Annotated in this window: 19 protein-coding genes, 1 tRNA gene and 1 other annotated feature; of the genes, 6 read left to right on the top strand and 14 right to left on the bottom strand. The window is 41.1% G+C overall.

What is annotated here, in order from left to right; translation table 11 throughout:
- Positions 1-354 precede the first annotated feature (354 nt).
- The 3 genes from pheT to ACFQ38_RS15635 form a co-directional block, all read right to left on the bottom strand.
- The gene (gene pheT, locus ACFQ38_RS15645) at positions 355-2,766 is read right to left on the bottom strand and encodes a phenylalanine--tRNA ligase subunit beta (RefSeq protein ID WP_381482070.1); all 2,412 of its coding nucleotides are present in this window, start codon (positions 2,764-2,766) and stop codon (positions 355-357) included.
- A 12-nt stretch (positions 2,767-2,778) separates the two neighbouring features.
- On the bottom strand, positions 2,779-3,825 hold the full coding sequence (pheS, locus tag ACFQ38_RS15640; protein WP_381482068.1) for a phenylalanine--tRNA ligase subunit alpha: 1,047 nt from the start codon (positions 3,823-3,825) through the stop codon (positions 2,779-2,781).
- Between the two features lie 41 nt (positions 3,826-3,866).
- Positions 3,867-4,100 (bottom strand) — a binding site (T-box leader).
- Between the two features lie 49 nt (positions 4,101-4,149).
- On the bottom strand, positions 4,150-4,914 hold the full coding sequence (locus ACFQ38_RS15635) for a TrmH family RNA methyltransferase (protein ID WP_381482066.1): 765 nt from the start codon (positions 4,912-4,914) through the stop codon (positions 4,150-4,152).
- 91 nt (positions 4,915-5,005) lie between these two features.
- Here ACFQ38_RS15635 and sspI point away from each other — a divergent pair, with 91 nt between their 5' ends.
- A complete protein-coding gene (sspI, locus tag ACFQ38_RS15630; protein ID WP_336824979.1) occupies positions 5,006-5,218 on the top strand; it encodes a small acid-soluble spore protein SspI in 213 nt (70 codons plus the stop codon).
- A gap of 212 nt (positions 5,219-5,430) precedes the next feature.
- Here the strand turns inward: sspI and argF are convergent, their stop codons facing one another.
- From argF to ACFQ38_RS15615, 3 genes are all read right to left on the bottom strand, one after another.
- On the bottom strand, positions 5,431-6,408 hold the full coding sequence (gene argF / locus ACFQ38_RS15625) for an ornithine carbamoyltransferase (RefSeq protein ID WP_381482064.1): 978 nt from the start codon (positions 6,406-6,408) through the stop codon (positions 5,431-5,433).
- Between the two features lie 393 nt (positions 6,409-6,801).
- Positions 6,802-7,863 carry a M42 family metallopeptidase gene (locus ACFQ38_RS15620; protein ID WP_381482102.1) on the bottom strand — a complete coding sequence of 354 codons (1,062 nt, stop codon included), beginning with the start codon at positions 7,861-7,863 and terminating at the stop codon, positions 6,802-6,804.
- A 159-nt stretch (positions 7,864-8,022) separates the two neighbouring features.
- The gene (locus tag ACFQ38_RS15615; protein WP_381482062.1) at positions 8,023-9,009 is read right to left on the bottom strand and encodes a diaminopimelate dehydrogenase; all 987 of its coding nucleotides are present in this window, start codon (positions 9,007-9,009) and stop codon (positions 8,023-8,025) included.
- Between the two features lie 164 nt (positions 9,010-9,173).
- Between ACFQ38_RS15615 and ACFQ38_RS15610 the strand changes: the two genes are divergently transcribed.
- The gene (locus tag ACFQ38_RS15610; protein WP_381482060.1) at positions 9,174-10,334 is read left to right on the top strand and encodes an MFS transporter; all 1,161 of its coding nucleotides are present in this window, start codon (positions 9,174-9,176) and stop codon (positions 10,332-10,334) included.
- Positions 10,335-10,402: 68 nt separating this feature from the next.
- On the opposite strand, the gene recQ is transcribed toward ACFQ38_RS15610, so the two are convergent.
- From recQ to pssA, 4 genes are all read right to left on the bottom strand, one after another.
- On the bottom strand, positions 10,403-12,181 hold the full coding sequence (gene recQ, locus ACFQ38_RS15605; protein ID WP_381482058.1) for a DNA helicase RecQ: 1,779 nt from the start codon (positions 12,179-12,181) through the stop codon (positions 10,403-10,405).
- 278 nt (positions 12,182-12,459) lie between these two features.
- A complete protein-coding gene (locus ACFQ38_RS15600) occupies positions 12,460-12,648 on the bottom strand; it encodes a hypothetical protein (protein WP_381482056.1) in 189 nt (62 codons plus the stop codon).
- 1,037 nt (positions 12,649-13,685) lie between these two features.
- Positions 13,686-13,776 (bottom strand) — tRNA-Ser (locus tag ACFQ38_RS15595).
- Positions 13,777-13,909: 133 nt separating this feature from the next.
- The gene (gene pssA / locus ACFQ38_RS15590) at positions 13,910-14,443 is read right to left on the bottom strand and encodes a CDP-diacylglycerol--serine O-phosphatidyltransferase (protein ID WP_336824987.1); all 534 of its coding nucleotides are present in this window, start codon (positions 14,441-14,443) and stop codon (positions 13,910-13,912) included.
- Positions 14,444-14,611: 168 nt separating this feature from the next.
- Between pssA and asd the strand changes: the two genes are divergently transcribed.
- Together asd and ACFQ38_RS15580 are read left to right on the top strand one after the other, a co-directional pair.
- The gene (asd, locus tag ACFQ38_RS15585; protein ID WP_381482053.1) at positions 14,612-15,391 is read left to right on the top strand and encodes an archaetidylserine decarboxylase; all 780 of its coding nucleotides are present in this window, start codon (positions 14,612-14,614) and stop codon (positions 15,389-15,391) included.
- 97 nt (positions 15,392-15,488) lie between these two features.
- Positions 15,489-15,974, top strand: a complete 486-nt coding sequence (locus ACFQ38_RS15580; RefSeq protein ID WP_381482051.1) for a DedA family protein — start codon at positions 15,489-15,491, stop codon at positions 15,972-15,974.
- 163 nt (positions 15,975-16,137) lie between these two features.
- Here the strand turns inward: ACFQ38_RS15580 and cydC are convergent, their stop codons facing one another.
- The 4 genes from cydC to ACFQ38_RS15560 are packed head-to-tail and all read right to left on the bottom strand — an operon-like array spanning position 16,138 to position 21,992.
- On the bottom strand, positions 16,138-17,865 hold the full coding sequence (gene cydC / locus ACFQ38_RS15575) for a thiol reductant ABC exporter subunit CydC (RefSeq protein WP_381482049.1): 1,728 nt from the start codon (positions 17,863-17,865) through the stop codon (positions 16,138-16,140).
- A complete protein-coding gene (gene cydD / locus ACFQ38_RS15570; protein ID WP_336824995.1) occupies positions 17,862-19,586 on the bottom strand; it encodes a thiol reductant ABC exporter subunit CydD in 1,725 nt (574 codons plus the stop codon). The genes cydC and cydD overlap by 4 nt, the downstream gene beginning before the upstream one ends.
- Complete coding sequence (gene cydB, locus ACFQ38_RS15565) at positions 19,586-20,602, bottom strand: cytochrome d ubiquinol oxidase subunit II (protein ID WP_381482047.1); 1,017 nt, start codon at positions 20,600-20,602, stop codon at positions 19,586-19,588. The genes cydD and cydB overlap by 1 nt, the downstream gene beginning before the upstream one ends.
- Positions 20,589-21,992 carry a cytochrome ubiquinol oxidase subunit I gene (locus ACFQ38_RS15560; RefSeq protein ID WP_336824992.1) on the bottom strand — a complete coding sequence of 468 codons (1,404 nt, stop codon included), beginning with the start codon at positions 21,990-21,992 and terminating at the stop codon, positions 20,589-20,591. The genes cydB and ACFQ38_RS15560 overlap by 14 nt, the downstream gene beginning before the upstream one ends.
- A gap of 445 nt (positions 21,993-22,437) precedes the next feature.
- Between ACFQ38_RS15560 and def the strand changes: the two genes are divergently transcribed.
- Both def and ACFQ38_RS15550 read left to right on the top strand, forming a co-directional pair.
- Positions 22,438-23,013 carry a peptide deformylase gene (def, locus tag ACFQ38_RS15555; protein WP_336824993.1) on the top strand — a complete coding sequence of 192 codons (576 nt, stop codon included), beginning with the start codon at positions 22,438-22,440 and terminating at the stop codon, positions 23,011-23,013.
- Between the two features lie 379 nt (positions 23,014-23,392).
- A complete protein-coding gene (locus ACFQ38_RS15550) occupies positions 23,393-24,889 on the top strand; it encodes a catalase (protein WP_336824994.1) in 1,497 nt (498 codons plus the stop codon).
- Positions 24,890-24,932 lie beyond the last annotated feature (43 nt).

Genomic DNA, 24,932 nt, shown 5'->3' with positions numbered 1-24,932 from the left:
ATACCAATATTAAACTAACGGCGCGATTGTTGAACAAAAAAGATGCAGTAGATTTTTGAGTGTTTTTGTCCGTTATACTAACCGAAAGACGATAAAATTTGCTGTGCACGGCTTTCAGTACACAAATTGCAACAGGCAAATTGTAAATTAGCAAGGGGTGAAATTGTTAGTTTTTTTGAATTGTTTTTTCAAAAAAATACTACAAGTTTCTTGCTGATCTTTAAACGTCGACACGAGAAAAACCACTTTCAGAGAAAAAACATATAGAAAGCTATGATCTGCATGTTCATATTGGATTTCAAGTCGAATAAAACGGGGTTCATTGGAATCGAAAGCCAATGAACCCCGTTATTTTTATCCTCTTAATTGAGCTCCCGCTTCATTCGTTAAAGCAGATAGCACTTTTTCATGCGCTTTAACAACTTCTTCATCGGTTAGAGTCCGTTCAGGGTCGAAGTATGTTAAAGAGAAAGCAATCGATTTCTTGCCGTCCTCAACATTATCCCCTTCATACAAGTCAAACAGTTTCACATCTTTCAACAGCTTGCCACCTGCTTGACGAATAATTTGTGCAAGCGTTCCGGCAGATGTTTCGCTCGCTACAACGAGTGCAATATCTCTTGAAATCGATGGGAATCGAGGGACTGGTTGATACAATAATTCTTCAGTTTCGACAGAAAGCACTTTTGATAAGTTCATCTCCATCACATACGTTTCTTTCAAATCGCGTTTTTTCTGCTCAGTCGGATGAATTTGACCGATTAAACCGACACGTTCTCCATCCAGCAAGATGCTCGCTGTGCGGCCCGGATGCATACCATCAATAACCGCTTGTTCAAATGCAACAAGATGTGCAAGACCTAAACGATCCATTAGACCTTCGACAATGCCCTTTACTACGAAGAAGTCCACCTTTTTCGTTTCACCTTGCCATGGTTGGTCAACCCATTTGCCGGTAATGACCACTGATAGATGTTCTACTTCTTTTGGCAAGCCGTCCTCTTCTGTTCCTAAGAAAACGGAGCCTGTTTCATATAACGCGACTGAATCGATCCGACGGGCTACATTATATGTGACTGCTTCCAATAAATGCGGGACCAAACTTTGACGCAATACACTGCGTTCTTCACTCATCGGCATGAGAAGCTCCGTCACTGGTGCCGTTTCAAGTGCGAAAGCTTGAGATTGAGCTTTCGATGTCAACGAATACGTAATTGCTTGATACAAACCTGCTCCTTCAAGGAATTGGCGCGCGATACGTCGTTTCGCTTGGTAAGGTGTTAATCCGCCAGGGATAGATTCTGAGACAGGTAATGTTTTTGGAATTTCATCATAGCCGTGCATTCTCGCAATTTCTTCAATGATATCTTCTTTAATACGCAAATCTTGCCTGCGCGTCGGTGCATCTATGACAAGCTGGCCGTTCACCGCATCTGTAGGTATTTGAAGACGCTCCAAAATCGATAACATTTCATCCATAGATATTTTCATGCCTAAACGGCTATTAATATAATCCGGCGAAATCGTAATGCGCTCCGCTGTTTTATCCAACTGATCAAAAATGACCGAACCGGATAATACTTCCCCGCCTGCAATTTCAGCCATCATTTGCGCTGCACGCTCTGCTGCATCAGCCACTCGGTTCGGGTCTACGCCTTTTTCAAATCGAGTACTCGCATCACTGCGCAATCCAACTTCCTTCGATGTTGTACGGACAGATGATGGTGCAAAATAAGCTGATTCAATAACGACCGTTGTCGTTCCATCATGCACTTCGGAATTCGCGCCGCCCATAACACCTGCCAGCGCTATAGGTTCCTTGCCATTTGTAATGACTAAGTTATGCGCTTTTAACGTGCGTTCTGTGTCATCCAAAGTCGTGATTTTCTCACCTTCTTCAGCATGACGAACAACGATTTCACCCGTACCAATCCGATCATAATCGAATGCGTGCAACGGTTGACCATATTCCATAAGGACATAATTCGTAATATCGACGACGTTATTATGCGGTCGAACACCTGCAGCCATCAAGTAATTTTGCAACCATAAAGGTGATTCTTCCACTTTTACATTCTTTACCACTTTGGCAACGTACATCGGATTGTCATTGGCAGCCTCTACACGAAGCTTCAACAATTCTCCAGCTTTTTCATCTGCTTCCTTGAAAGAAATGTTCGGAAGGGCAATGCCTTGGGATAAAATCGCACCGACTTCATATGCAACTCCTAACATGCTTAAAGCATCGGAACGGTTAGGCGTCAAATCGAATTCCAACACTGTATCATCTAATCCAATTAGCGGCAATGCATCTTCACCGGGCACAGCATCTTGAGGCAATACATAAATGCCTTCAGCATATGCTTTTGGCACTAACTTTCCTTCAATGCCAAGCTCTTGCAATGAACAGATCATGCCATTCGATTCTTCTCCGCGCAGTTTTGCTTTTTTAATTTTTATGCCTCCAGGGAGTACAGCACCCGGGCGGGCAACGATCACTTTTTGGCCTTCCGCTACATTCGGTGCACCGCAAATGATTTGTGTCGTCTCTTCTCCGACATCCACTTGGCAAATATTTAACTTGTCTGCTTCAGGATGCTTGATGCATTCCTTTACATAGCCGACGACAATATTGGAGAGCCCTTCTCCGCGGTGGATAATGGAATCTACTTCAATCCCGGAACGAGTGATTTTTTCCGCCAACTCAGCTGGATCGATCCCTTTAATATTGACATATTCATTTAACCATTTTGTAGATACTAACATGGATTCTCCTCCTTACGCTTCCGTCCGGTGGAATTGTGATATGAACCGTACATCATTCGTATAGAATTGACGGATATCTTCCACTCCATATTTCAACATTGCGATCCGCTCAGGCCCCATTCCGAATGCGAATCCCGAAACGGTTTCCGGGTCATAGCCAGCCATTTTCAAGACATTCGGATGCACCATGCCCGCTCCCAAAATTTCGATCCACCCTGTTTTTTTACAAACATTGCAGCCATCTCCCCCACATTTGAAACAGGAAATATCCATTTCAACGGAAGGTTCTGTGAATGGGAAGAAGCTCGGGCGCAAACGGATTTCACGATCTGCACCAAACATTTTTTTTGCAAATAAATCCAAAGTTCCTTTCAAATCGCTCATGCGAATATCTTCACCGACGACAAGACCTTCAATTTGCGTGAATTGGTGAGAATGTGTCGCGTCATCATTGTCGCGGCGATACACTTTTCCAGGGCAAATAATTTTGATTGACTCTCCGCCCTTCGCCTCCATTGTCCGTGCTTGAACAGGTGAAGTATGTGTACGCAGCAGCACTTCTTCCGAAATATAGAACGAATCTTGCATATCACGGGCAGGATGGCCTTTCGGCAGGTTAAGCGCCTCAAAGTTATAATAATCCTTTTCAACTTCCGGGCCTTCTGCGATTTCATACCCCATGCTAATAAAGAAGTCTTCAATTTCCTCAACAACTCGTGTTAGCGGATGGTGATTGCCAGTGCGTGCAGGGCGTCCAGGCAATGTTACGTCAATTGCTTCTTTAGACAGCTGCTCATTGATCGCCTCTTCTTCAAGCTTTGCCATACGTTCTTCAAGCACTTCTGTTACGGTTTCCCGAATGACGTTAACGAGTGCACCCATTTTAGGGCGTTCTTCTGCAGGCAGTTTTCCCATGCCTTTTAAAAGATCCGTAATCGGACCTTTCTTTCCTAAATAAGCAACGCGCACTTCATTCAATTCTTTTACATTTGTCGCTTCCTTGATTTTCGCAAGGGCTTGTTCTTTCAATTCTTTCAATTCTTTCAACTGTTCTTCCATGCCAATTCTCCTTTCATCAATAAAAAATCCCCGCCCCCTAAAAAAGGGACGAGGACGAGTTCGCGGTACCACCCTGATTATTATGCAAATAGCGCATAATCACTTCATTTGGAATAACGGCCCTCTACCGGCGCACCTTTACAACAGCATGTTGGTCCTGGCGGCTGCTAACGGGGTGAACTTCAACAATTTCTCACCTTTTCGGCACTCTCAGTCTTGGTGCCGATTTCCTGTCGGTTCGCAAATTGTCTACTTTTCCCGATCATCGCATTTCAATAATTTATATACTACAGTAGTATACCCGAAACAAAATAATTGTTCAACTTAGGGTTCAATTAAAGTATACAATAATATGCCCGTTGCTACGGCCACGTTTAATGATTCCGCCTTACCATGCAATGGGATCTTTACAACTTTATCCGTTTGTTCCAACAATTCTGACGCGACTCCGCTTCCTTCATTTCCTACAATAAGCGCAAATTGCTCACATCGCTTGATCGAATGATAATTTTCAGCTTGCTTCAGACCTGTTCCAACAACAGGAATTTTTTTTGATTTCACGCGACCGCACCACTCCATCAAATCGCCTTTGACAATCGGTATATGGAAATGAGAGCCTTGCGCTGAACGAATCGTTTTTGGATTATACGGATCAGCTGAACCTTTTCCTAAAATAACAGCGTCCAACCCTGCTGCATCTGCTGTCCGTATCATCGTTCCGACATTTCCTGGATCTTGTACCGAGTCGATGAATAAGTACTTTCTCCATCCTTCGATCTTCTCTTCGGAATAAGTAAATTGCTTACAATGGGCAAATACGCCTTGAGACTGCTCTGTTTCCGACAATTCTTTTGCAATTGCCCTCGTCACTTCAATGGTGACTATGTTGGAGACATCCCAGTCAATCGGTAATTGGACATCTTCGCGGATTATTAAATGAAGCAAACTACCTTTTTCCTTCATCGCTTCTTCAATCAGATGAAACCCTTCTACAATATACTCATTTGATTTGTCACGATCTTTTTTAGAAGTCGCAAGCTTTTTCCAATGCTTAACGAGTCCATTTTGTGCAGATTCAATTCTTTTCATGTTCAGTTGACTTCCTTTTTCTTTTCAGTGTAACAAATGGCGGTATAGTTGGCGATGTTTTGTACAAAATAATAGTAGGAGGTTGATCTACATGAATTTTCAAATTCGGGATGCAATCACGGCCAATATGACGAACAACTCGGCCGAAGATATTAGAAATGTAGTGGACGATGCGATTCAACGTGGCGAAGAACATCTATTGCCTGGTCTCGGCGTCTTTTTCGAAAAACTGTGGAATAGCGCAGATGAGCAAGAAAGAACAAAAATCACAGGAGAATTAGCACAAGCCTTCTCCGGACGCTAAAGTTTTAAAAAGAAGCCACCTGAGAATATGGTGGCTTTTAATGTTTTATGTGTCAATAAAACGATTATCATACCTCTCTATACGCATCTACCTTCCATTTCTCGCATAAATAATTGTTAGCGCACATTAATTGTCATAATTAGCGCATAAACCAAGTACACATAAACTCCGAAGATTCCGCCTTTTTATGCGCATAAAAAGGCTTATCTAAATCATTCAATTACTGCCGCAAGAATCGCTTTTTGCGCATGCAGACGATTTCCGGCCTGCTGAAATACAAATGAATTCGGCCCGTCAATTACTGATGCTGAAACTTCTTCTTCACGATGAGCTGGCAAGCAATGCAAAAATACGAAGTCCGATTTTGCATGGACAATCAATTCGTCATTAATTTGGAAACCTGCAAAATCCTGCAAACGTTTTTCAGTTTCATCTTCCTGCCCCATACTAGTCCATACATCTGTATAAACGATATCAGCATCTATCACAGCTTCAATTGGATCATTTGTTTCGACTATGCTACCTCCGTTATGAGACGCAAGTTCCTTTGCTTTTACAACGATTTCTCCGTTGCATTCATAGCCTGCCGGTGTCGCTACTGCAACGTGCATCCCCATATGTGCCGCACCAATTATTAGCGAATGCGCGACATTATTGCCATCTCCGACATAGGCCAATTTCAATCCTGCAATTGCTCCCTTACATTCAATCATCGTTAATAAATCCGCCATCGCTTGGCAAGGATGAAATAAATCCGTCAATCCATTTATAACAGGAACTGACGTATGTTTTGCCAATTCTTTCACCATTTCATGGGAATTGGCTCGAATCATTACACCATCCAAGTATTCTGAAAGAACATGACCTGTATCATATACAGACTCACCACGTCCGATTTGCAAGTCTTTTGCATTCATGAACATCGCGTGACCACCTAATTGAATCATGCCTACTTCGAAAGAAATACGTGTACGTGTTGAATGCTTTTCAAAAATCATTCCTAAAGTTTTTCCCGCCAATGCGGGGGGCAAGTTCCCTTTTGTTGCTTCTTGTTTCATAACATACGCTTTATGCAATAAATACGTTATCTCTTCTGTTGTAAAATCCAATAACGTTAAAAAATCTCTTCCCTTCAAACTCTTCTCAATCTTCTCTTCTATGTTCAATGCAGATAAAGGGAGTTTTATCATACCATCATCACCGTCCTGTTTAAGTTTGTATAAAACATTATATGATTGCATAAATATAAAGTCAAATGAATTATTATAAATTTGTGTATTTATTTGATTATTAGGATGAGAGTATTGAAGAAAGGTGAATCGAGAACGTGGAATTGCGTAGTTTATTGGATTTATAGGGGTGAAGAGGTAGTTATGCGTCAGACGACTATTTATGCGTGGAATGATGCAGTTATGCGATCGAAGCGTTGAGGTATGCGCTGCGCAATTCATTTATGCATTGGATCCATCGTATTATGCGCCGAAAGTGTCATTTATGCGTTTGAAACAGTGGATTATGCGTTATTTCTTAATTGAATCAAGTAAACGAAAAACCGCACCTTTAAAAGATGCGGTTTTTCGATATTATGCAAACTTAATTTCGTGGACTGTGTCTTTGTCTAATTTTTTAATGACTTCTACGATAAGCTTCACTGCATTTTCGTAGTCGTCTCTATGAAGCATCGCTGCATGTGAGTGAATATAGCGTGTTGCAACACAGATTGCTAATGAAGGTACCCCGTTTCCGCTTAAATGGATCGATCCAGCGTCTGTTCCTCCCCCAGGCATTGCTTCAAATTGATATGGGATGCCATGCTCTTCAGCTGTATCGACGACAAGATCGCGCAGTCCTTTATGGGATACCATAGAAGCATCGTAAAGGAGGATTTGTGGACCATCGCCCATTTTGCTTGTTGATTCTTTTGCAGTTATTCCTGGTGTGTCACCAGCAACGCCTACGTCAACTGCAAAACCGATATCCGGTTGGATTTTCATAGCAGCTGTTTTCGCTCCACGTAAGCCGACTTCCTCTTGGACAGCCCCTACTCCAAATACGATGTTCGGATGATTTTCATCTTTTAACGCCTTCATGACATCGATCGCGATTGCGCAACCAATACGGTTATCCCAAGCTTTTGCCAATAAATATTTTTCGTTATTCATCACTGTGAATTCAAAATACGGTACGACCATGTCGCCTGGCAGCACGCCCCACCCCATTGCCTCCTCTTTAGAAGTTGCGCCAATATCAATGAACATGTCTTTAATGTCTACCGGTTTTTTGCGTGCTTCAGGAGATAGAATATGCGGTGGTTTTGATCCGATAATACCTGTAATTGTATCACCCTTGCGTGTAACAATCGTCACACGCTGCGCTAACATAACTTGTGACCACCAGCCACCGACTGTTTGGAATGAAAGGAAACCTTTATCATCAATTTTCGTGATCATGAAACCAACTTCATCCAAATGGCCAGCAATCATTACTTTTGGTCCGTTTTGATCACCTGTTTTCTTAGCAATAAGGGAGCCTAACCCATCATAATCAATTTCATCGGCGAATGGCTCGATATATTTTTTCATTACTTCACGAGGTTCGCGTTCATTTCCCGGAATGCCTTTCGCATCCGTCAAGTCTTTCAACATTGTAAGTGTTTCGTCATTTTTCGGCACTATTTCGACCTCCTAAATAATTTCTACAGGTTTCATTATAATTGAATAAATTTCGTTTTGAAAGCATTTTCAATCTTTCATTCCAATGGAGTCATGTCTTTTTAGAATAGCTTCATCACTCTGATGAATACGTTATAGTATTTCTTTTCGCAATGCGCTTGGTGATTTCGGGGAAAGCAGTCCGGGTGCAATATCAAACACTGTTTTAGCGCCTGTATCGCCACGTTCGTTTAGACGATAAGCAGCCCTTGCATAGGCGACCAAAACGCTTGAAGTGAATTCGGGATTGCTCTCCAATTTCAGAGAATATTCCATCACTTGGTTGTTTGATTCTCCTGTTTTACCGCTCCGGATAACGAATCCGCCATGAGGCATCGCACTATGATTACGCGACAGCTCGTCTTCCGTAATAAAATGTACGGTCGTATCGTAATCGGCAAAATAATCCGGCATCGTTTTGATTGCTTGCTCAACTGTTTTTGCAACAGCCCCTTCTTCCAAAACAACATAGCACTCCCTCGTATGCTTCTCTCTCGTCGTTAATTCCGGCAGTTTTCCGCTCCGTACTTTATCGACTGCTTCTTCCACCGGGATTGTATATTGAACGGCTCCTTTAACACCTTCGATTCTACGAACTGCATCCGAATGACCTTGGCTTAAACCCTTTCCCCAAAACGTGTAGGTTGCCCCCTCTGGAAGAATTGCTTCACCGAAAAGACGGTTCAGAGAAAATAGTCCTGGATCCCATCCGACGGAAATGACTGCTGTTTTTCCATTCGGCTTAGCGGAAGCATCCACTGCCTCAAAATACTCAGGGATTTTCGCATGTGTATCAAAACTATCGACTGTGTTAAAATGTGCGGCAAGATTTGGGCCTTGTTTCGGTAAATCATCCTTCGACCCGCCGCATAGAATTAAAACATCTACTTTTTCCTTGTACTGTAAAATATCATCATAAGGGATGATCGGTATATCGGTATTCAATAATTGGAGCTGGTCAGGGGCTCGTCTTGTGAATACACCAACAATTGTTAAATCATCATTTTGTGCAATTGCTGATTCTACGCCTCTTCCTAAATTTCCATATCCGACAATTCCGATTTTTATTTTCCTTACCATGCGAACCACATCCTTCAACTGAAATTAATTGCCTATTTTTCATTCTATATTGATAGATGACAGATTGCCATAATTTCTGTTTCTGTTCAGACTCTTTCTTTTCCCTAAATCATAGAACATGATAAAGTAGAAGAAGTGTATATTAATTGAAATGGGGCTTTACGATGCGTATTTTTGTTTATCTTATTGTCTTTTTCTCATTTTTCGATCTGTTTTCACAACTGCCCATTATGAGTCCTTTAGCCCTTTCTTTAGGTGCCTCCTCTTTCGTAACAGGCCTAGTCGTTGGCATGTATTCGTTTTCCAATACGATCGGCAATGTCATATCGGGCTTTTTAACAGATAAGAGAGGTCCTTTCATCGTTCTATTGATCGGGCTTTTCGCTTCAGCCTTTTCACTATTTTGCTATATGCTTGCGAATGATCCACTCTCCTTGCTCATAGTGAGATTAGTCCACGGCTTTATGGAAGGATTAATTGTTCCAGCAGCGTTTACTTTTTTGGCGAATCGTGCAAAGGAATCCAAGCGTGGCAGAAGCGTCGCTATTTCAGGAGCTTTCGTTGGATCAGCGGCAATTATTGGGCCAGCATATAGCGGCATCGTCGCTGCAAAAACAGGCGCCCCCTTCATTATGGCTGTCAACGGAGCCATTATGCTTATTTTAGCTATTTTTGCGTTCTTTTTACTCCGTTCGTTTACAGTAGCAAAGAAAAAGCAGGAGGCCGATTCTAAAAACTTCAGAGTCCGGTATTTATTCAAGAGTCCAGGTATGGTTCGTGCGTTCGCTGGAGCATTCTTCCTAATGTTTTCTCAAGGTGTTTTAGCGCTTGTATTGCCTTTAAAAGTAGAAGGTTTGGGGTTTGATACGAAAACGAGTGGCATGTTGCTGAGCACTTTTGGAATCGTTGCTATATTAATTTTTCTTTTGCCGATCAATCGGATTTTTGATAAGGCGCGGCCGATGCTCACCTTGGCTTTCGGCATTTCCGTAATGGGCGTCAGCATGCTGTTTTTAAGCCAAACTGATGATATGAGCTTATTATACTTCGCAATGGCATTATACGGGGTTGGCTTTGCCTTTTTATTCCCATCCATCAACTCTTTGCTGATCGATTCTTCATCTCCAGAATTCCGTGGTAAAGCATATGGTTATTTTTATGCGTTCTTTTCAATTGGAGTCGTTGTAGGCTCAAGTATTATCGGCTATTTGGATCTATCCTATAACGGTGGATTTATCGTAACAGGTATCGTATTGTTGGTGGTTGCCCTTTATACGGTTTTCGGGATGAAAAGGAATTTGCAGCTAACTGATCCATCAAAATAAAAAAGAAAGCAGAGATCGGGCGATATGCTCCATCTCTGCTTTTTCGATTATGCGGACAATCAGTCTTGCTACACAGACTGAGCTGCAAAAGATTTTATTTCTTCTATGAATGCTTCTCCATACCTTTCCAATTTAGCTGCTCCAACGCCGTTCACCTGTAAAAATTCCTCTTCGGTTTTCGGCATTTTCACAACCATGTCATGCAACGATTTATCGGAGAAAACAACGAATGGTGGAACTCCAGCCTCCTGTGCCATGCGCATACGAAGGGCACGGAGTTGATTGAACAGCGGATCTTCCTTCGTTATTTGCTTCGTTTCAACTGATCCTTTTCGGAATACTTTCACTTTATTAGTTAACACATCTTTTCCTTGTTCCGTTACATATATTATAGGAAACTGTCCATTTTCTACACCTAAATAATTTTCGGAAATGATGAATTCAATGAAATCGGAGACTTCCTTCGTATTACGGTCTTTCATTAAACCGTATGTCGACAGCTGATCAAAGTTAAATTCTAACACTTTTTTATTGCGGGAGCCAGTCAGTACTTGCGCAATCATCGTCTTACCGAAGCGCTGACCCATGCGGATGACGCAAGATAGCACCTTTTGTACGTCTACTGTTACTTCAAAAGCTTCTCTCGTATCTGTGCAATTTGCACATTTTCCGCAATCTTCCAAGTCTGTTTCTCCGAAATAAGAAATGATGAATTTTTGCAAGCATGATTCCGTATGGCAGTAATCTACCATTGACTGCAATTTTTCAAGCTCGGCAGGAATACGATTGCTTTCCTGCGATTGATCAATTAAAAAACGTTGGGTTAACACATCCTGCGAAGAAAAAAGCAATGTGCATTCACTATCCAGTCCGTCTCTTCCTGCGCGCCCCGCTTCTTGATAATAGCTCTCCATATTTTTTGGCATTTGATAATGGATCACATAGCGAATATTCGATTTATCAATGCCCATTCCAAATGCATTCGTTGCAATCATCACTTTTGCCTCATCCATCAAAAATCGGTCCTGCTCAGATTGACGTTCCAAATCAGAAAGCCCCGCATGATATTTTGCAACAGGCGTTCCACTTTTTTTCAGGACGGTATACAACTGATCGACCGCTTTGCGGGTAGCCGCATAAATAATACCAGCTTCCCCTTCATTTTTCTTTACATAATCTTTCACATATTTTTCCCGGTCTTGTCCTTTAATGACAGAAAAGGTTAAGTTACTTCGTTCGAAGCCGGTCATTACGGTATGTTCCGGATCAATGCGAAGCTGTTCACATATATCATCACGCACTGCTGGGGTTGCAGTCGCGGTCAACGCAAGGACAATCGGTTTTTTCTCAAATGCTCCAATCACTTTGCTCATCATCCGATAGCTCGGCCTGAAATCATGTCCCCATTGGGAAATACAGTGCGCCTCATCAATTGCGATCATCGGTATTTCCATTTTGCTGAGCTGTTGAATGAAGGAAGGGGAATCGAAACGTTCAGGAGCAACGTATAACAGCCGATACATACCTGCTTGCGCATTTTCCAACGTACCAAAATACTCCTCACTGGATAACGTGCTATTAATATAAGCAGCTGGAATACCGACTTGATGGAGAGCATCCACTTGGTCTTTCATTAATGAAATAAGGGGAGAAACGACTAATACAGTTCCCTCCATTATGAGGGCAGGCACTTGATAGCATATTGACTTCCCGCCCCCAGTTGGCATGACACAGAGCGTGTCCTTTCCATTCAAAACGTTGCGGATAGCATTTTCCTGACCTGTTCGGAATGAAGAAAAACCAAAATAGGATGAGAGAACAGATAATGCACGTTCGATTGAAATCACCTCTTTTTTTAATAGATTTTGTAATAGCGTCTGTCTAACGAAATACTCAAAGAAAAAAGCACCAAAAAGCGGTGCGGGCTTTACTCTAACAACAAACGTACTTCTTCCCTGCTAAGGAATTCACTCACTTCTATCGTTGCATAAAACTCCCGTAGCACAGATGGGCTTAGCCCCCATACTTCTTTACATTTTTCAAATTGACGCGCTGTAAATCATCGTCCTTTGTCAGTCGACGATCGTTTCAATAGGCTAGGCTGTAATTTCCTTATGTAAACCTTCTAATTCCGCATCTCCATGGCCAATTGCTCTCGTTTTCCAAAAATCGATCCGCTCATCGGCGGTACGGTTAGCAGTTTATATATTTGCAAATAGTCGAACGGCAGTTCCATCTTGCTGACAGCACCGGAAAGTCTGCCCTTATGGATTGCGGGATAAGCTTGCAATTGCTTTGAAGATGGTCCGGACATTTACATCATTCCTTCTTATAGAATAACAGAGAGGCGGCAGTTCATCCAAAGAAAATGAAATGTTTCGGTGAAGAATGCAAAAGGTCTGATCCCGGTACACAATTCCGAGTTCAAACCCTATTAGTTACCTATATGAGAGCGTTGCAGAATTTTTTTAGCCTCTTCCCTAATATAACCAACCTATGCAGCAGGCGTATTATTTACAATTTGATAATTTATGCTGGATGTTCCTGAATGCTGCTTACAATCGATAACCTATCCGAAAGTCCCACTCCCAGGCGAGCAAGAATTGACTATTATATTAAGGGCATTGTGATTTATACATGCAAGCAACTCCCCGAAAATTCTCTAAATAATACTCGTCAAATTTTATGCGAGGAGTGACCGTACTAAAACATTACAAACAGTTCATTGCATGTATTAGTGTATTGTCAATTCTTATTGCAGGGTGTTCCAATTGAATTAAAAATGAGAAAAATGGGATTATAGAACAGAATAAGGAATTAAAGATTATAGTAGAAAAACGTTTAGGAGAAGAGATAAATATGAACATATCAAAGAAATAACTAATGATCATGAAATACAAAAAATCAAAGAAATACGTAGTGACATTAGATGAGAAAATTCAAAAGTAGAAATGGCAAGCTATCCACATTACAAATTCTATTTAAAGGAAAATGAAGAATCTGGTTCAAAAAAGTTAATTTATGACCTATGGATTAGTCCAGACTAAGATAAAGTGGAACTTATTATAGAAGGTGAAAGCAAATACGCACAATTAACAAATAGTAAGTCAGCAGAACTATTTGAAAAAATTACAGGTGAAAAATGGATTGACAATCATTAATTCGCCTGAAACATTCCAAACGTTTGTTTACAGCTGCTGTTTTTTTAAGACTTGAGGATCATGAAAACAAAGCTGAAATCGACTGACGACCAGCGCAAATTGTGCATTTTAAAACAAAATGACAACCCTTTTATTCCAAAAGTATGCTAGTACTTTCAGAAAGGTTGTCATATCAAAGCTTGAATATGTATGGCGGAGATGAGAGGATTTGAACCCCCGCGGCGCGTGAACGCCCTAACTGATTTCGAGTCAGTCCCCTTCAGCCTCTTGGGTACATCTCCGTATGGATCACAAAATTTATTATATAAAATTTCAATCGATCCTGTAAAGTTTTTAATTTGAAAAAAGATATGAAATGATCAAGCTGTCGGGAAAGATGCTTGTACTTTCCACGACAGTGACCACCTCGCATATTTATATTTTTGCGATCCTGAAATTGCTCACCATCATGATGCCTAATACGACCATGATGATAACGAAATAAGGAGCTGCCATATAAGGGCTTAAGAAATAACATAATGCCAATATAACGCCAGCGACTGTAATTGGAAGGCCATAGAAAGATCCGTCAAACTCTTTTACATTGTAACGTGCGAGACGAACAGCACCAGATAGAATGTAGAAAACGGTCGCTCCGATCCCGACCCAAAGCATCGACGATAAATCAGTCATGTAAATCAATAACGCCGGTGCTACACCAAACGATACGAGGTCGCTTAGCGAGTCCAATTCTTTCCCGAATAAGGATTCACAATGGAAGCGTCTTGCAACGAGGCCGTCAAACCGGTCAAACAAAGCCGCCAAGAAAATAAAAACAAGGCTCATATGACTAAGTTCTTTCGCAATAAGAATAATAGCAATAATTCCGAAGCTGAGATTCAGCAATGTAATTGCATTCGCCATTTGTCCTTTTAACTTCGTATAATCAAAATATCTCGATAAAAACATAAGATTCCCTCCATTCTATATTTTATTTATGTTGCATGACAGTTTCTGTCTATAATATGGTAGATAAATATCGACAAATCAGCTATTATCGTATACGGAAGTTCTAAAACTATTTGTACTTCATTATACTTATCCAATTCGGATATTTAAGCATTGGAGAATGATGTCATGAAAAAAGCGCTATTCAACTATTTCGTCGAATTGACTGGTCATCCAGTGTCTTCATCGATGTTGCAATTTATCACCCGCTCACGCTTCAGCCGCAAGCTGATTAGGCCTTTCGCAAAAACATACCGCATCAATCAAGATGAAGCAGAATTTCCGGTGGCATATTATGACAGCCTTCAAGCATATTTTACGCGCAACTTGAAAAAAGGTTCCCGCCATATTGATGAAAGAAGCAATATTATCATTTCTCCGGTCGATGGCTTTGTGAGCGCCGCTGAAAAAATCGGCCCTAACCAATCATTTAAAATTAAGGACCATCTATATAGTATAAAAGATATTTTTGGGGATGAAAAGAGGGCAATCCCTTATAAAAACGGATTTTTTTTCATTTTTTACCTTTCTCCAAGCCATTATCATCATTTTCATTACCCGATAGACGGTGAATTGCTATCAAGATATGCATTAGGCACGACCTCATTTCCGGTAAATGATTTAGGTTTACGCTTAGGCAATAGACCTTTTGCAACGAACTACCGTCTCATTTCCGAAATGATGACTTCTTTCGGAAGAATTGCTGTCGTCAAAGTCGGTGCTTTGAACGTCAATAGTATCCATATAAACGATTCATCGAAGGAATGTAAAAAAGGCGAGGATTTCGGATATTTTTCTTTCGGATCGACCGTCATTTTGTTTATGGAGCGTAATGACTCATTTACACCTTTAATTTCCGCAAATACGGAAGTGAAATTGGGGCAGGCAGTCGGAGAATGGAGTGTATAGTGAACTTCATGCTTTCTGATTGCTTTCTGAATAAAAGATGTGCATTACACATCCAAAAGATGTTTACTACGAGATTACAAACAGATGGGGAATGAAAATGTTACAGCTTCAAGAATTGATCGTCCATTATGGATACTTTTCCACCTTTATTTTTTTGGCACTTGGCATATTCGGCTTGCCAGTGCCCGACGAAATTATCGTCGCGTTTATCGGCCACCTTTCAGCAATTGGCACGTTTAATTATTTCATCGCCATGATTCTTACAATTTTAGGTGTTATGACAGGCACCATATTCACCTATACGTTAGGAAGGAAAATTGGTAAGCCACTTATTCAGAAATATGGCAAATGGATTAGTCTTTCACCAAAAAGGTTGAAAATTGTCGAACGATACTTTGAAAAATACGGTGCTTTGACGGTTACGATCGGCTATTTCGTACCGGGCATGCGGCATATCGTTTGTTATTTATCGGGCACAGCTAACATGGAGATGAAAACATACTTGCTGTTTGCCGCGATTGGTACGTTTATCTCTTCTATTATTTGTCTATCCATAGGCTATTTCATCAAACTTCCTTTTTGAAAATAAAAAGTTGCTGACAAAGTTTATTAGACATTTGGCAGCAACTTTATTTTTGTGGATATACAGAAAACCTTAAAACAAATCAAACTTCAACATACGTCATTTTAATACAGTACTTTGCTGCACAACTTTTATTGGCAGACACTCTCGGTCGTATCCTTTATTATAAGCCTTTATCTAACTCATACAGCTTTCGATATCGTGTATTCGTTGCTAACAACTCATCATGCGAACCTTCCATAACAATCGATCCTTCTTCCATGAAAAGAATGCTATCCATTTTTTCCATGCCAGAAAGATGATGTGTAATCCAAATGATTGTTTTTCCAGCAAGTGCATCAAAGATCGTCTCAATTAAAGCATTTTCCGTCTCTGGATCCAAGCCGACTGTCGGTTCATCCAAAATAACGACAGGAGTATCTTTTAATAGGATTCGAGACAGCGCAATGCGTTGCCGCTCTCCCCCGGAAAAACGCTGCCCGGTTTCTTCCATTTGTGTATGCAAGCCTTTTGGCAATGATTGCATATACTTTGTTAAGCCGACTTGCCCGATAACCTTTTCAATCTCTTCCATAGTTGCGGAAGCATTGCCAAGCTTTATATTGTTTGCGACAGTCGTGGCAAATAAATAAGGTTTTTGCTCCAATACTCCAATCTGATCGAAAATACGATCACCTTTTAAAGCTGCCTCTTTCCCATTTAGCGTTATCTTTCCATTTGTTGGCTGCAAAGTACCTAAAAGCAGCTGCATAAGTGTAGATTTACCTGCACCACTTTTCCCTAAAATAGCGATTTTCCGTCCTTGAGGAATTGACAAAGAAATATTATGAACAGCGTCTGCTTGTTCATTCGAGTAGCGATAAGAGACGCTGTCCAAACGAATATCAATCGATCGCAACAGCTTATTTTCCTCTTGTTCTGTTTGCACCTCAGGACTATGCTGATCGATTGCTTCCAAACGCTTCAAAGACTCGTCATAATGAGGAATCCTCTCTACCGCGTGAGAAATGGGCATGAGCGCTTCTACAATTGGAATCACTACTAATGTAAACGCCGCAATGTAAACTGGCATTATAACGCCTTCACCTGCTTTCAATCCTGCCCATACTCCGACAATAATAACAATTGCCGCGGAAATCAATTGCATTTGGAATGTACGAGATTGATCATACTCTGTCAATTTTCGTTTCGCATGAAAGCTTTCTTTGCTCGCCTTCATGAAATTGCTGCTCAACTCATTCGTTCTGCCACTACTAATCCAATCTCGAATGCCAAAGATCGCATCCGTTAACGTGGCATATAACATACTATGCAATTCCTTTGCCTGAAGCTGTCTCTTCTTCATAATGTTCAATGACAACATCGGATAGACAAAAACGATAATGCCTAAGCAGATCGCTAAAAACAGGCCGAACAGCCAGTCAAAAATCGACAATGTCACGATGGCAAACGCAAATAAAAATAGACCGATTAAAGTTGGAAAAACCGTTCGAATATACACATCTTGCAAATGTTCAATATCATCGGACAGCGTTCCTAATAGGTCGCCCGTTTTGAACCGTGAACGAATGAACAGCGCCTGCGGCTCTAAAGCCCGATAAAGTGCAACTCGCATATCGGATAATATTTTAAGCACCGCATCATGGCTGACAAGTCGCTCTAAATAGCGGAGCACAGCACGAGAAATACCGAAAGCGCGCACTGCGACGATTGGTACATATACTAATAAAATTGTCTCCGGCCGAAGGGATGTCTTTGAAATAAGAAATCCTGACGTAAATGTCAACATAGCCGCAGACAGAATCGCTAATAGACCTAATAAAACTGTCGTAGCCATCAATTTCTTATATTTCTTCATATAGGGAACGATATAAGTTTGTACATTGTTCATCCTGACATCCCCTTTCGATGCGCTTGGACAAGTTTCGTATAAACGCCGCCCGCTTTCAGCAATTCATCATGCGTCCCAACTTCTGCAATGCCGCCATCCATCATGACAATGATCCTATCCATTTGCTTCATCCAATGAAGACGGTGTGTTGCGAAAAACAGCAGTTTATTTTCCATTAGGGGCAAGAGCAACTCTTTCAAATCATGCTCAGTTTCAATATCAAGATGGGCGGTCGGTTCGTCCAATAAAAGAATAGGACGTTCCTGAAGCATTGCCCTTGCGACAGCTACCCTCTGCTCTTCCCCGCCGCTTAACACTCTTCCCCCTTGCCCGATTTTTTCTTTTAAGCCGTTAGGAAACGAAGCCACTAATCGAGAAAGACCAGCTTTATGCACTGCATTTTCAACTTCCTCATCAGTTGCCATAGGCGAATAAAGCTTTATATTGGCTTCTATACTGTCCGACAGAATCGTTGGATGTTGAGGAATATACGTCAGTTGACGTTGCCAGTCAGGGATGAATAAATGATCCACTTCGTTGCCATCGATCGTGATTTTGCCAGTTTGTGGAACTGCAAACCCTGATAAAAGATCAATCAATGTCGATTTTCCCGCCCCCGAGCTTCCGACTACGCCAACTTTCGTATAGCCTGTCACAGACATATTGATATCACTCAACAGTTTCTGACCTTCCTCTGAACTATATTGGATCCCAGACAACTTTAATTTGCTCGTTGCAGACCAGTCTTCCAATGTAGGAGCGTCATTAGCATCAATTGTTTCCTCCTGCAAAATTCCCTGAATTTGCTCGGCAGCTTCTTTGCCATCCGTCGTTGCATGAAAATCATTTCCAAGCTCTCTCACTGGCAAAAAGTATTCAGGGGCCAATATTAAAATCGTTAATGCTGGGAAAAGCGCCATATTTCCTTCGATTAATTGCAATCCTAATTGAACGGCAACTACCGCGACGGACAAGCTTGAAAAGAAATCCAAAGAAAACGCGGAAAGGAATGCATAACGCAACGATCGGTTCGTTGCAATGCGGTATTTTCTACTTACTGTGGCAATCGCTTTTTCATGCGATTTGCTTCTGCCTAAATACTTTAGCGTTACAAGCCCTCTTAGCGAATCGACGAAATGGCTCGATAGCAATTGGTACGTTTCCATTTGTGCATCTGTCCGCTTTTTTGTAACGAGGCCAATGAGCACTAAGAAAACAATTAAAATCGGCATGACGAGCAGCAAAGTAACACCGGAAGTGATATCCAATGTAAATGTATAAATCAAAATGACAATTGGCGTTAAAGCCATTGAAAGTCCTCTTGGAATAAGAAGCTCAATATATTTTTTAAATTTCGGCACGCCTTCTAGGGAGAGTGTCACTAAGTTTCCCGAGCCGTATTTACCAACCGCCCGGCGGGGGCCTAAACCGAAAATCTTTTGGATCAATTGCTGTTGCAGTTCGAGCGCTGTACGCTCAGCAAATCGGCCAGCTATTCTTTCCTTCATCCATTGCAGTAAATGCCTGCAAACATGCGCCGCAGCAAACAAGGCAAAGGATACGGACACAGAAGACCACCCATCTCCTAAGAACATTTGCGTAATTGCTTTCGATAGGTAGATTGCCTGGTATAGGATCGCTACCGATTGCAGCGCTGTCAGTACCCCGATCCAAACGATTACCGAACGGCTTCCCTTATAATGAAGCAATTGTTTATCCATCAATATTCCAAATGCTCCTTTTCACCCGTGAGGCGTTTCCGGAATACATAATAGCTCCAAATTGTATAGGCCATTACAATCGGTATCATTGTGCCCGCCACAATTGTCATGACGCGAAGTGAATATTCTCCGGAGGCAGCCTCATGGATAGACATATGATAAGTCGGATCAATAGAACTGATCATGACATTCGGGAACAATGTAATGAAAAAAGAAGACATGATCAAGGAGAGTAAAAGACCTGTCATCGTGAAACTGAGCCCTTCCTTTTTCTTTTTCAAGAAGAAAAACAGTGCAGCAAAAAGCAAAACGCCCACCGCATATACCAGCAATAGTATGCCACGATGTACCGTAAATGCTTCCGTTTCAATTGCGGTCATGCCAATGAATAGTACGAGTAGTACACCAGTCACCAAATAAGTCTTCCGTGTCGCATTATGCGCTCTTTCCCTAAGCTCACCGACTGTTTTCATCGTGATGAACAGTAAACCGTGCAAATAAGAGAGAGCAACGAACGTCAATCCACCGATTACAGTATAGACGTTCACAATATCGAAAAATCCGGCGTGCATATTCATATCCGCATCAATCGGCAGCCCGCGGATCAAACTTGTGAATAATACTCCGAAAAGGAACGGAGGCAGTGCACTGCCTATGAAAATTGCCCCGTCCCAAATTCTTTTCCATCTCACGGATTCCATTTTGCCTCTGAATTCAAATGCAACTCCTCTTACAATGAGCGCCAGTAGAAGGAACACGAAAGGTAAATAGTACCCACTGAACAACGTTGCATACCAATGCGGGAACGCAGCAAACATCGCTCCACCTGCCGTAATAAGCCAAACTTCATTGGCATCCCAAACAGGCCCGATTGTATTCATTAAAATGCGTTTTTCCAAATCATTTTTCGCCAATAGCCTTGTACTCATTCCAACTCCAAAATCAAAGCCTTCCAAAAAGATGAATCCTACGAAAAGAATCGCGATCAATAAAAACCAAATTTCACTTAACTGCATGCTCAACGCCTCCCATCTCAAATGGATCCGTCGCCGAAACATCCTCTTCTATCTTTTCATTGGGGCCGCGCTGAATGACTTTTACAAATAGCACGACCATAATAATTCCGAGGATCGTATAAATTGTCGAAAATGAAATGAGTGAAAATAAAATCTGGCCAGCCGACACATTCGGAGAAACGGCATCTGCTGTTTTCATCAATCCGTTGACAACCCACGGCTGTCGCCCAATTTCGGACATAATCCAACCGAACGAGTTTCCGATGAAAGGAAAGAAAATGACCGGTATTAAGATACGCAAAAACCATTTACTATTTTTTATTTTTTTCCGCATGATTAGGAACAAGCCAAGTAAGCTAATCCCCACTAAGACGCCTCCGGTAGCCGCCATAATACGGAAGCTCCAAAATGTTGTTTTCACCGGAGGAACATAGTTGCCCTCTCCATGTTGCTCGATCATTTTCTGTTCAAGTGTATTCATGCCTTCCACTTTTCCAGAAAATTTATTGTATGTTAGGTAACTTAATAGATAAGGAATATCAATTCTTCCATGGCTCTCCCTATTTTCCACGTCAATCTTTGCAAACAAGGTCCAAGCCGCCGGATCTCCGCTATCTTCCCAAAGCGCTTCAGCAGCTGCCATTTTCATCGGCTGGGCATGCATTAAATATTGTGCTTGAGAGTGGCCCGAAAAAGCTAAGCCGAAGCTTGATAGCAAACCTACGACCATCGCAACGGTCATTGAACGTTTGAAAAAATCAACATCCCTTTTTTTCAATAAATACCATGCGCTAACACCGACTATGAAAAAGGCACCTGTTGCGAAACTGCCGAAAACGGTATGTGGAAAAGCGACCCACAGTTTTTCATTTGTCAGTAAGGCAATGATATCATTCATCTCAGCACGGCCATTTTGCAATGTGTAGCCTACCGGGTTTTGCATAAATGAATTAGCTGCCAAAATCCAAAATGCCGAAAGTATCGTCCCTATCGATACCATCCATATGGAGAACAGATGTAATTTCTTCGGCAATTTATCACGACCAAAGATCCAAATACCAATGAAAGTCGATTCAAGGAAAAAAGCCAATAATGCTTCAATTGCCAAAGGAGCCCCGAAAACATCCCCTACGAACCGGGAGTATTGAGACCAATTCATGCCAAATTGAAATTCCTGCAAAATTCCTGTCACTACACCAATGGCAAAGTTGATAAGGAAAAAGACGCTCCAGAACTTCGTCATTTTCATGTAGATCTCTTCCTTTTTCACGACGTACATCGTTTGCATGATGGCGATAATTAATGCCAATCCGATCGACAATGGTACGAATATGAAATGGAATAAAGTTGTGGAAGCGAACTGGATTCTCGCTAATAAAACTTCTTCCATACATTCATTCACCCTTCCTCTTCTCTTACCTATAACTCTATCTGGTATTGAGAAGAAGTTCGTGAACAATTTGCGGACTTCCTGTTACAAAACAGCAAACTTATGTACGGAAAGTCACCAATTAGTAAAGGTTTGGACACAATTAGTTGCAGCGATTGAAAGCCAATCCTACAAATATCCAAAACCGTCCTGTAAACATTTGAGAACTCCCTGTAGTTATTGACATATGACATGCGGTTGTTATAATAATGTCCAATATCGTATAGTAAAGTTTTAAAATAGAATACGAAAAAACTGCTGAAAGAATTATAGTTAACCAAAAGCAGTATGTTCAAAAGTGTAGACAGTGAAAATAACGAGAAATAGAGAATATAATAAATAGGACTTCACACAATCACTGCTTTCAAATGTTCAAAATACCAAAAGTAAAGGTAGTGTTTTACCTATGAGTAAATTTCATTCGAATTATTTGTTAACGATGAAGGATATTGTCAGAGATGGCAATAAAATTTTACATCGACCAACACAAGAAGTGACGATACCTTTATCTAAAGAAGATAAAGAAACGTTAATATGTATGATGAACTTCTTGAAAAACAGTCAGGATCTTTTTTTATCGCAAAAATATAAATTGCGTGCAGGAGTTGGCTTATCAGCAAACCAAATCGGGTTGAATAAGCGTATGTTCGTAGCTTACTTAACGGATGAGAAAGGTAAAGAGCATGAATATACGCTTATTAATCCAAAAATAATTAGTCATTCAGTTTCAATGATATATTTACCGCCAAGCGAAGGCTGTCTTTCTGTTGATCGGGAAATAAATGGATTTGTCCCAAGATATGAAAGGATTAAAGTGAAAGGATATAATATAGAAGGAGAAACAGTTGTAGTTGAACTTCAAGGCTATCCTTCTATTGTAATTCAACATGAAATTGATCATTTAAATGGAATAATGTTTTATGAGCGTATTAACAAAGAAAACCCTTTTAAACTACCGGAAAACTGTAGAAGCTTATCATAAACGTTTATGTAAATGTTGAAGATTAGGGCTATGCATAAAAGTCATGAGAAATGATTTTTGAGCATAGCCCTTTAACATTTCAGCAGACGTCCCCGCGGACTCTGATATAGTAAATTGAACAATTGAGTTCCATAAAAGGATGTAAAAGTGCACAGCATTTTTTCACACAGCTACACCCCGGATTACTTAACATCTTTCGTTTTTTCCACCCTCGACAATTTACGACATTTCTCCTGAAGTTATCTGATAAAACGACTTATAACTACAAGATAGAAATTCTTTATCAATAATTATTATAAATAAGCTTGTTTTTTATTAAACAGCTGTGCTATAGTGTTCATGGAAGGTTCATTAACATATAAATCAGGAGGTATTATCAATGAAAAATAATGAGAATCATTCTCAACAAAAACCAAGACTTACAACCGCTGCAGGTGCACCAGTTGTAGATAACCAAAACTCCATGACAGCTGGTCCAAGAGGTCCTGTCCTTTTGCAAGACGTTTGGCTAATCGAGAAATTAGCTCATTTTGATCGTGAAGTAATACCTGAGCGCCGTATGCATGCGAAAGGTTCTGGTGCATATGGAACTTTTACAGTTACAAACGACATTACAAAATATACGAAAGCAAAAATCTTCTCTGAAGTCGGCAAGAAAACCGAAATGTTTGCACGCTTCTCTACTGTAGCTGGCGAACGTGGAGCGGCTGATGCTGAACGTGATATTCGCGGTTTTGCTCTTAAATTCTATACGGAAGAAGGCAACTGGGATCTTGTAGGAAATAATACACCCGTTTTCTTTTTCAGAGATCCGATGCAATTCCCAGATTTAAACCATGCTGTAAAACGAGATCCACGCACAAACATGAGAAGCGCAACGAATAACTGGGATTTTTGGACTTCCCTACCGGAAGCATTGCACCAAATTACAATCGTTATGAGTGACCGGGGCATTCCAAAATCGTATCGTCATATGCATGGTTTCGGTAGCCATACGTACAGCATGATTAATGCTGATAACGAACGTGTATGGGTGAAATTCCATTTCCGTTCCCAACAAGGAATTGAAAACTTAACGGATGAGCAAGCGACTGAGTTGATCGGAACAGACCGTGAAACACATCAACGCGACCTATTGAACAGCATCGACAACGGTGACTTCCCGAAATGGAAAATGTACATCCAAGTAATGACAGAAGAACAAGCAAACAACATGCCTTATAACCCATTTGACCTTACAAAGGTTTGGTATAAAAAAGATTTCCCACTTATCGAAGTAGGTGAGTTCGAATTAAACAGAAACCCTGAAAACTATTTTGCAGAAGTGGAACAAGCCGCTTTCACACCTGCAGCAATCGTTCCAGGAATCGGTTTCTCACCTGATAAAATGCTTCAAGCACGTTTATTCTCATACGGTGATGCACAACGTTACCGCCTTGGTGTCAACCATCACCAAATTCCGGTAAACGCACCTAAATGCCCATTCCACAGCTTCCACCGCGACGGTGCAATGCGTGTAGACGGCAACCACGGGGCAAGAACATCTTATGAACCAAACAGCTTTGGCGAATGGAGAGAGCAGCCTGAATTTAAAGAGCCACCACTAAAAATTAATGGCGACGCTACTCAATGGGACTTCCGTGAAGATGACGATGACTACTTCACACAACCTGGCAAACTATTCAACTTAATGAGCATCGAACAAAAAGAAGCTCTATTCGGCAATACTGCCCGCAATATGGGTGACGCGCCAAAAGAAATTAAAATCAAGCATATCCGCCACTGCTTCCTTGCAGATCCAGCATATGGCGAAGGCGTAGCAGCTGCATTGGGCATTCCAATGAGCGAAGTGCAAATCGAAGAATTAGTCAAATAAAAAAAAGGGGCTGTCCAATAAGTCCCTAAAATAGAACAGGTGG

This window comes from Sporosarcina contaminans (assembly GCF_042679045.1).
GTDB classification, from domain to species: domain Bacteria; phylum Bacillota; class Bacilli; order Bacillales_A; family Planococcaceae; genus Sporosarcina; species Sporosarcina contaminans.
Note: the sequence above shows the minus strand (reverse complement) of the source record. Positions and strands in the feature narration are given on the sequence as shown.

Bases quoted from the DNA above. Each gene is read 5' to 3' on its own strand.
- ACFQ38_RS15600 (WP_381482056.1), bottom strand. From the start codon at position 12,648: ATGTCCGGACCATCTTCAAAGCAATTGCAAGCTTATCCCGCAATCCAT.
- ACFQ38_RS15550 (WP_336824994.1), top strand. From the start codon at position 23,393: ATGAAAAATAATGAGAATCATTCTCAACAAAAACCAAGACTTACAACC.
- ACFQ38_RS15615 (WP_381482062.1), bottom strand. From the start codon at position 9,009: ATGGTAAGGAAAATAAAAATCGGAATTGTCGGATATGGAAATTTAGGA.
- cydC (WP_381482049.1), bottom strand. From the start codon at position 17,865: ATGAACAATGTACAAACTTATATCGTTCCCTATATGAAGAAATATAAG.
- ACFQ38_RS15560 (WP_336824992.1), bottom strand. From the start codon at position 21,992: ATGGAAGAAGTTTTATTAGCGAGAATCCAGTTCGCTTCCACAACTTTA.
- sspI (WP_336824979.1), top strand. From the start codon at position 5,006: ATGAATTTTCAAATTCGGGATGCAATCACGGCCAATATGACGAACAAC.
- cydB (WP_381482047.1), bottom strand. From the start codon at position 20,602: ATGCAGTTAAGTGAAATTTGGTTTTTATTGATCGCGATTCTTTTCGTA.
- argF (WP_381482064.1), bottom strand. From the start codon at position 6,408: ATGATAAAACTCCCTTTATCTGCATTGAACATAGAAGAGAAGATTGAG.
- ACFQ38_RS15610 (WP_381482060.1), top strand. From the start codon at position 9,174: ATGCGTATTTTTGTTTATCTTATTGTCTTTTTCTCATTTTTCGATCTG.
- ACFQ38_RS15635 (WP_381482066.1), bottom strand. From the start codon at position 4,914: ATGAAAAGAATTGAATCTGCACAAAATGGACTCGTTAAGCATTGGAAA.
- def (WP_336824993.1), top strand. From the start codon at position 22,438: ATGAGTAAATTTCATTCGAATTATTTGTTAACGATGAAGGATATTGTC.
- ACFQ38_RS15620 (WP_381482102.1), bottom strand. From the start codon at position 7,863: ATGTTGAAAGACTTGACGGATGCGAAAGGCATTCCGGGAAATGAACGC.
- ACFQ38_RS15580 (WP_381482051.1), top strand. From the start codon at position 15,489: ATGTTACAGCTTCAAGAATTGATCGTCCATTATGGATACTTTTCCACC.
- pheS (WP_381482068.1), bottom strand. From the start codon at position 3,825: ATGGAAGAACAGTTGAAAGAATTGAAAGAATTGAAAGAACAAGCCCTT.
- pheT (WP_381482070.1), bottom strand. From the start codon at position 2,766: ATGTTAGTATCTACAAAATGGTTAAATGAATATGTCAATATTAAAGGG.
- pssA (WP_336824987.1), bottom strand. From the start codon at position 14,443: ATGTTTTTATCGAGATATTTTGATTATACGAAGTTAAAAGGACAAATG.
- asd (WP_381482053.1), top strand. From the start codon at position 14,612: ATGAAAAAAGCGCTATTCAACTATTTCGTCGAATTGACTGGTCATCCA.
- cydD (WP_336824995.1), bottom strand. From the start codon at position 19,586: ATGGATAAACAATTGCTTCATTATAAGGGAAGCCGTTCGGTAATCGTT.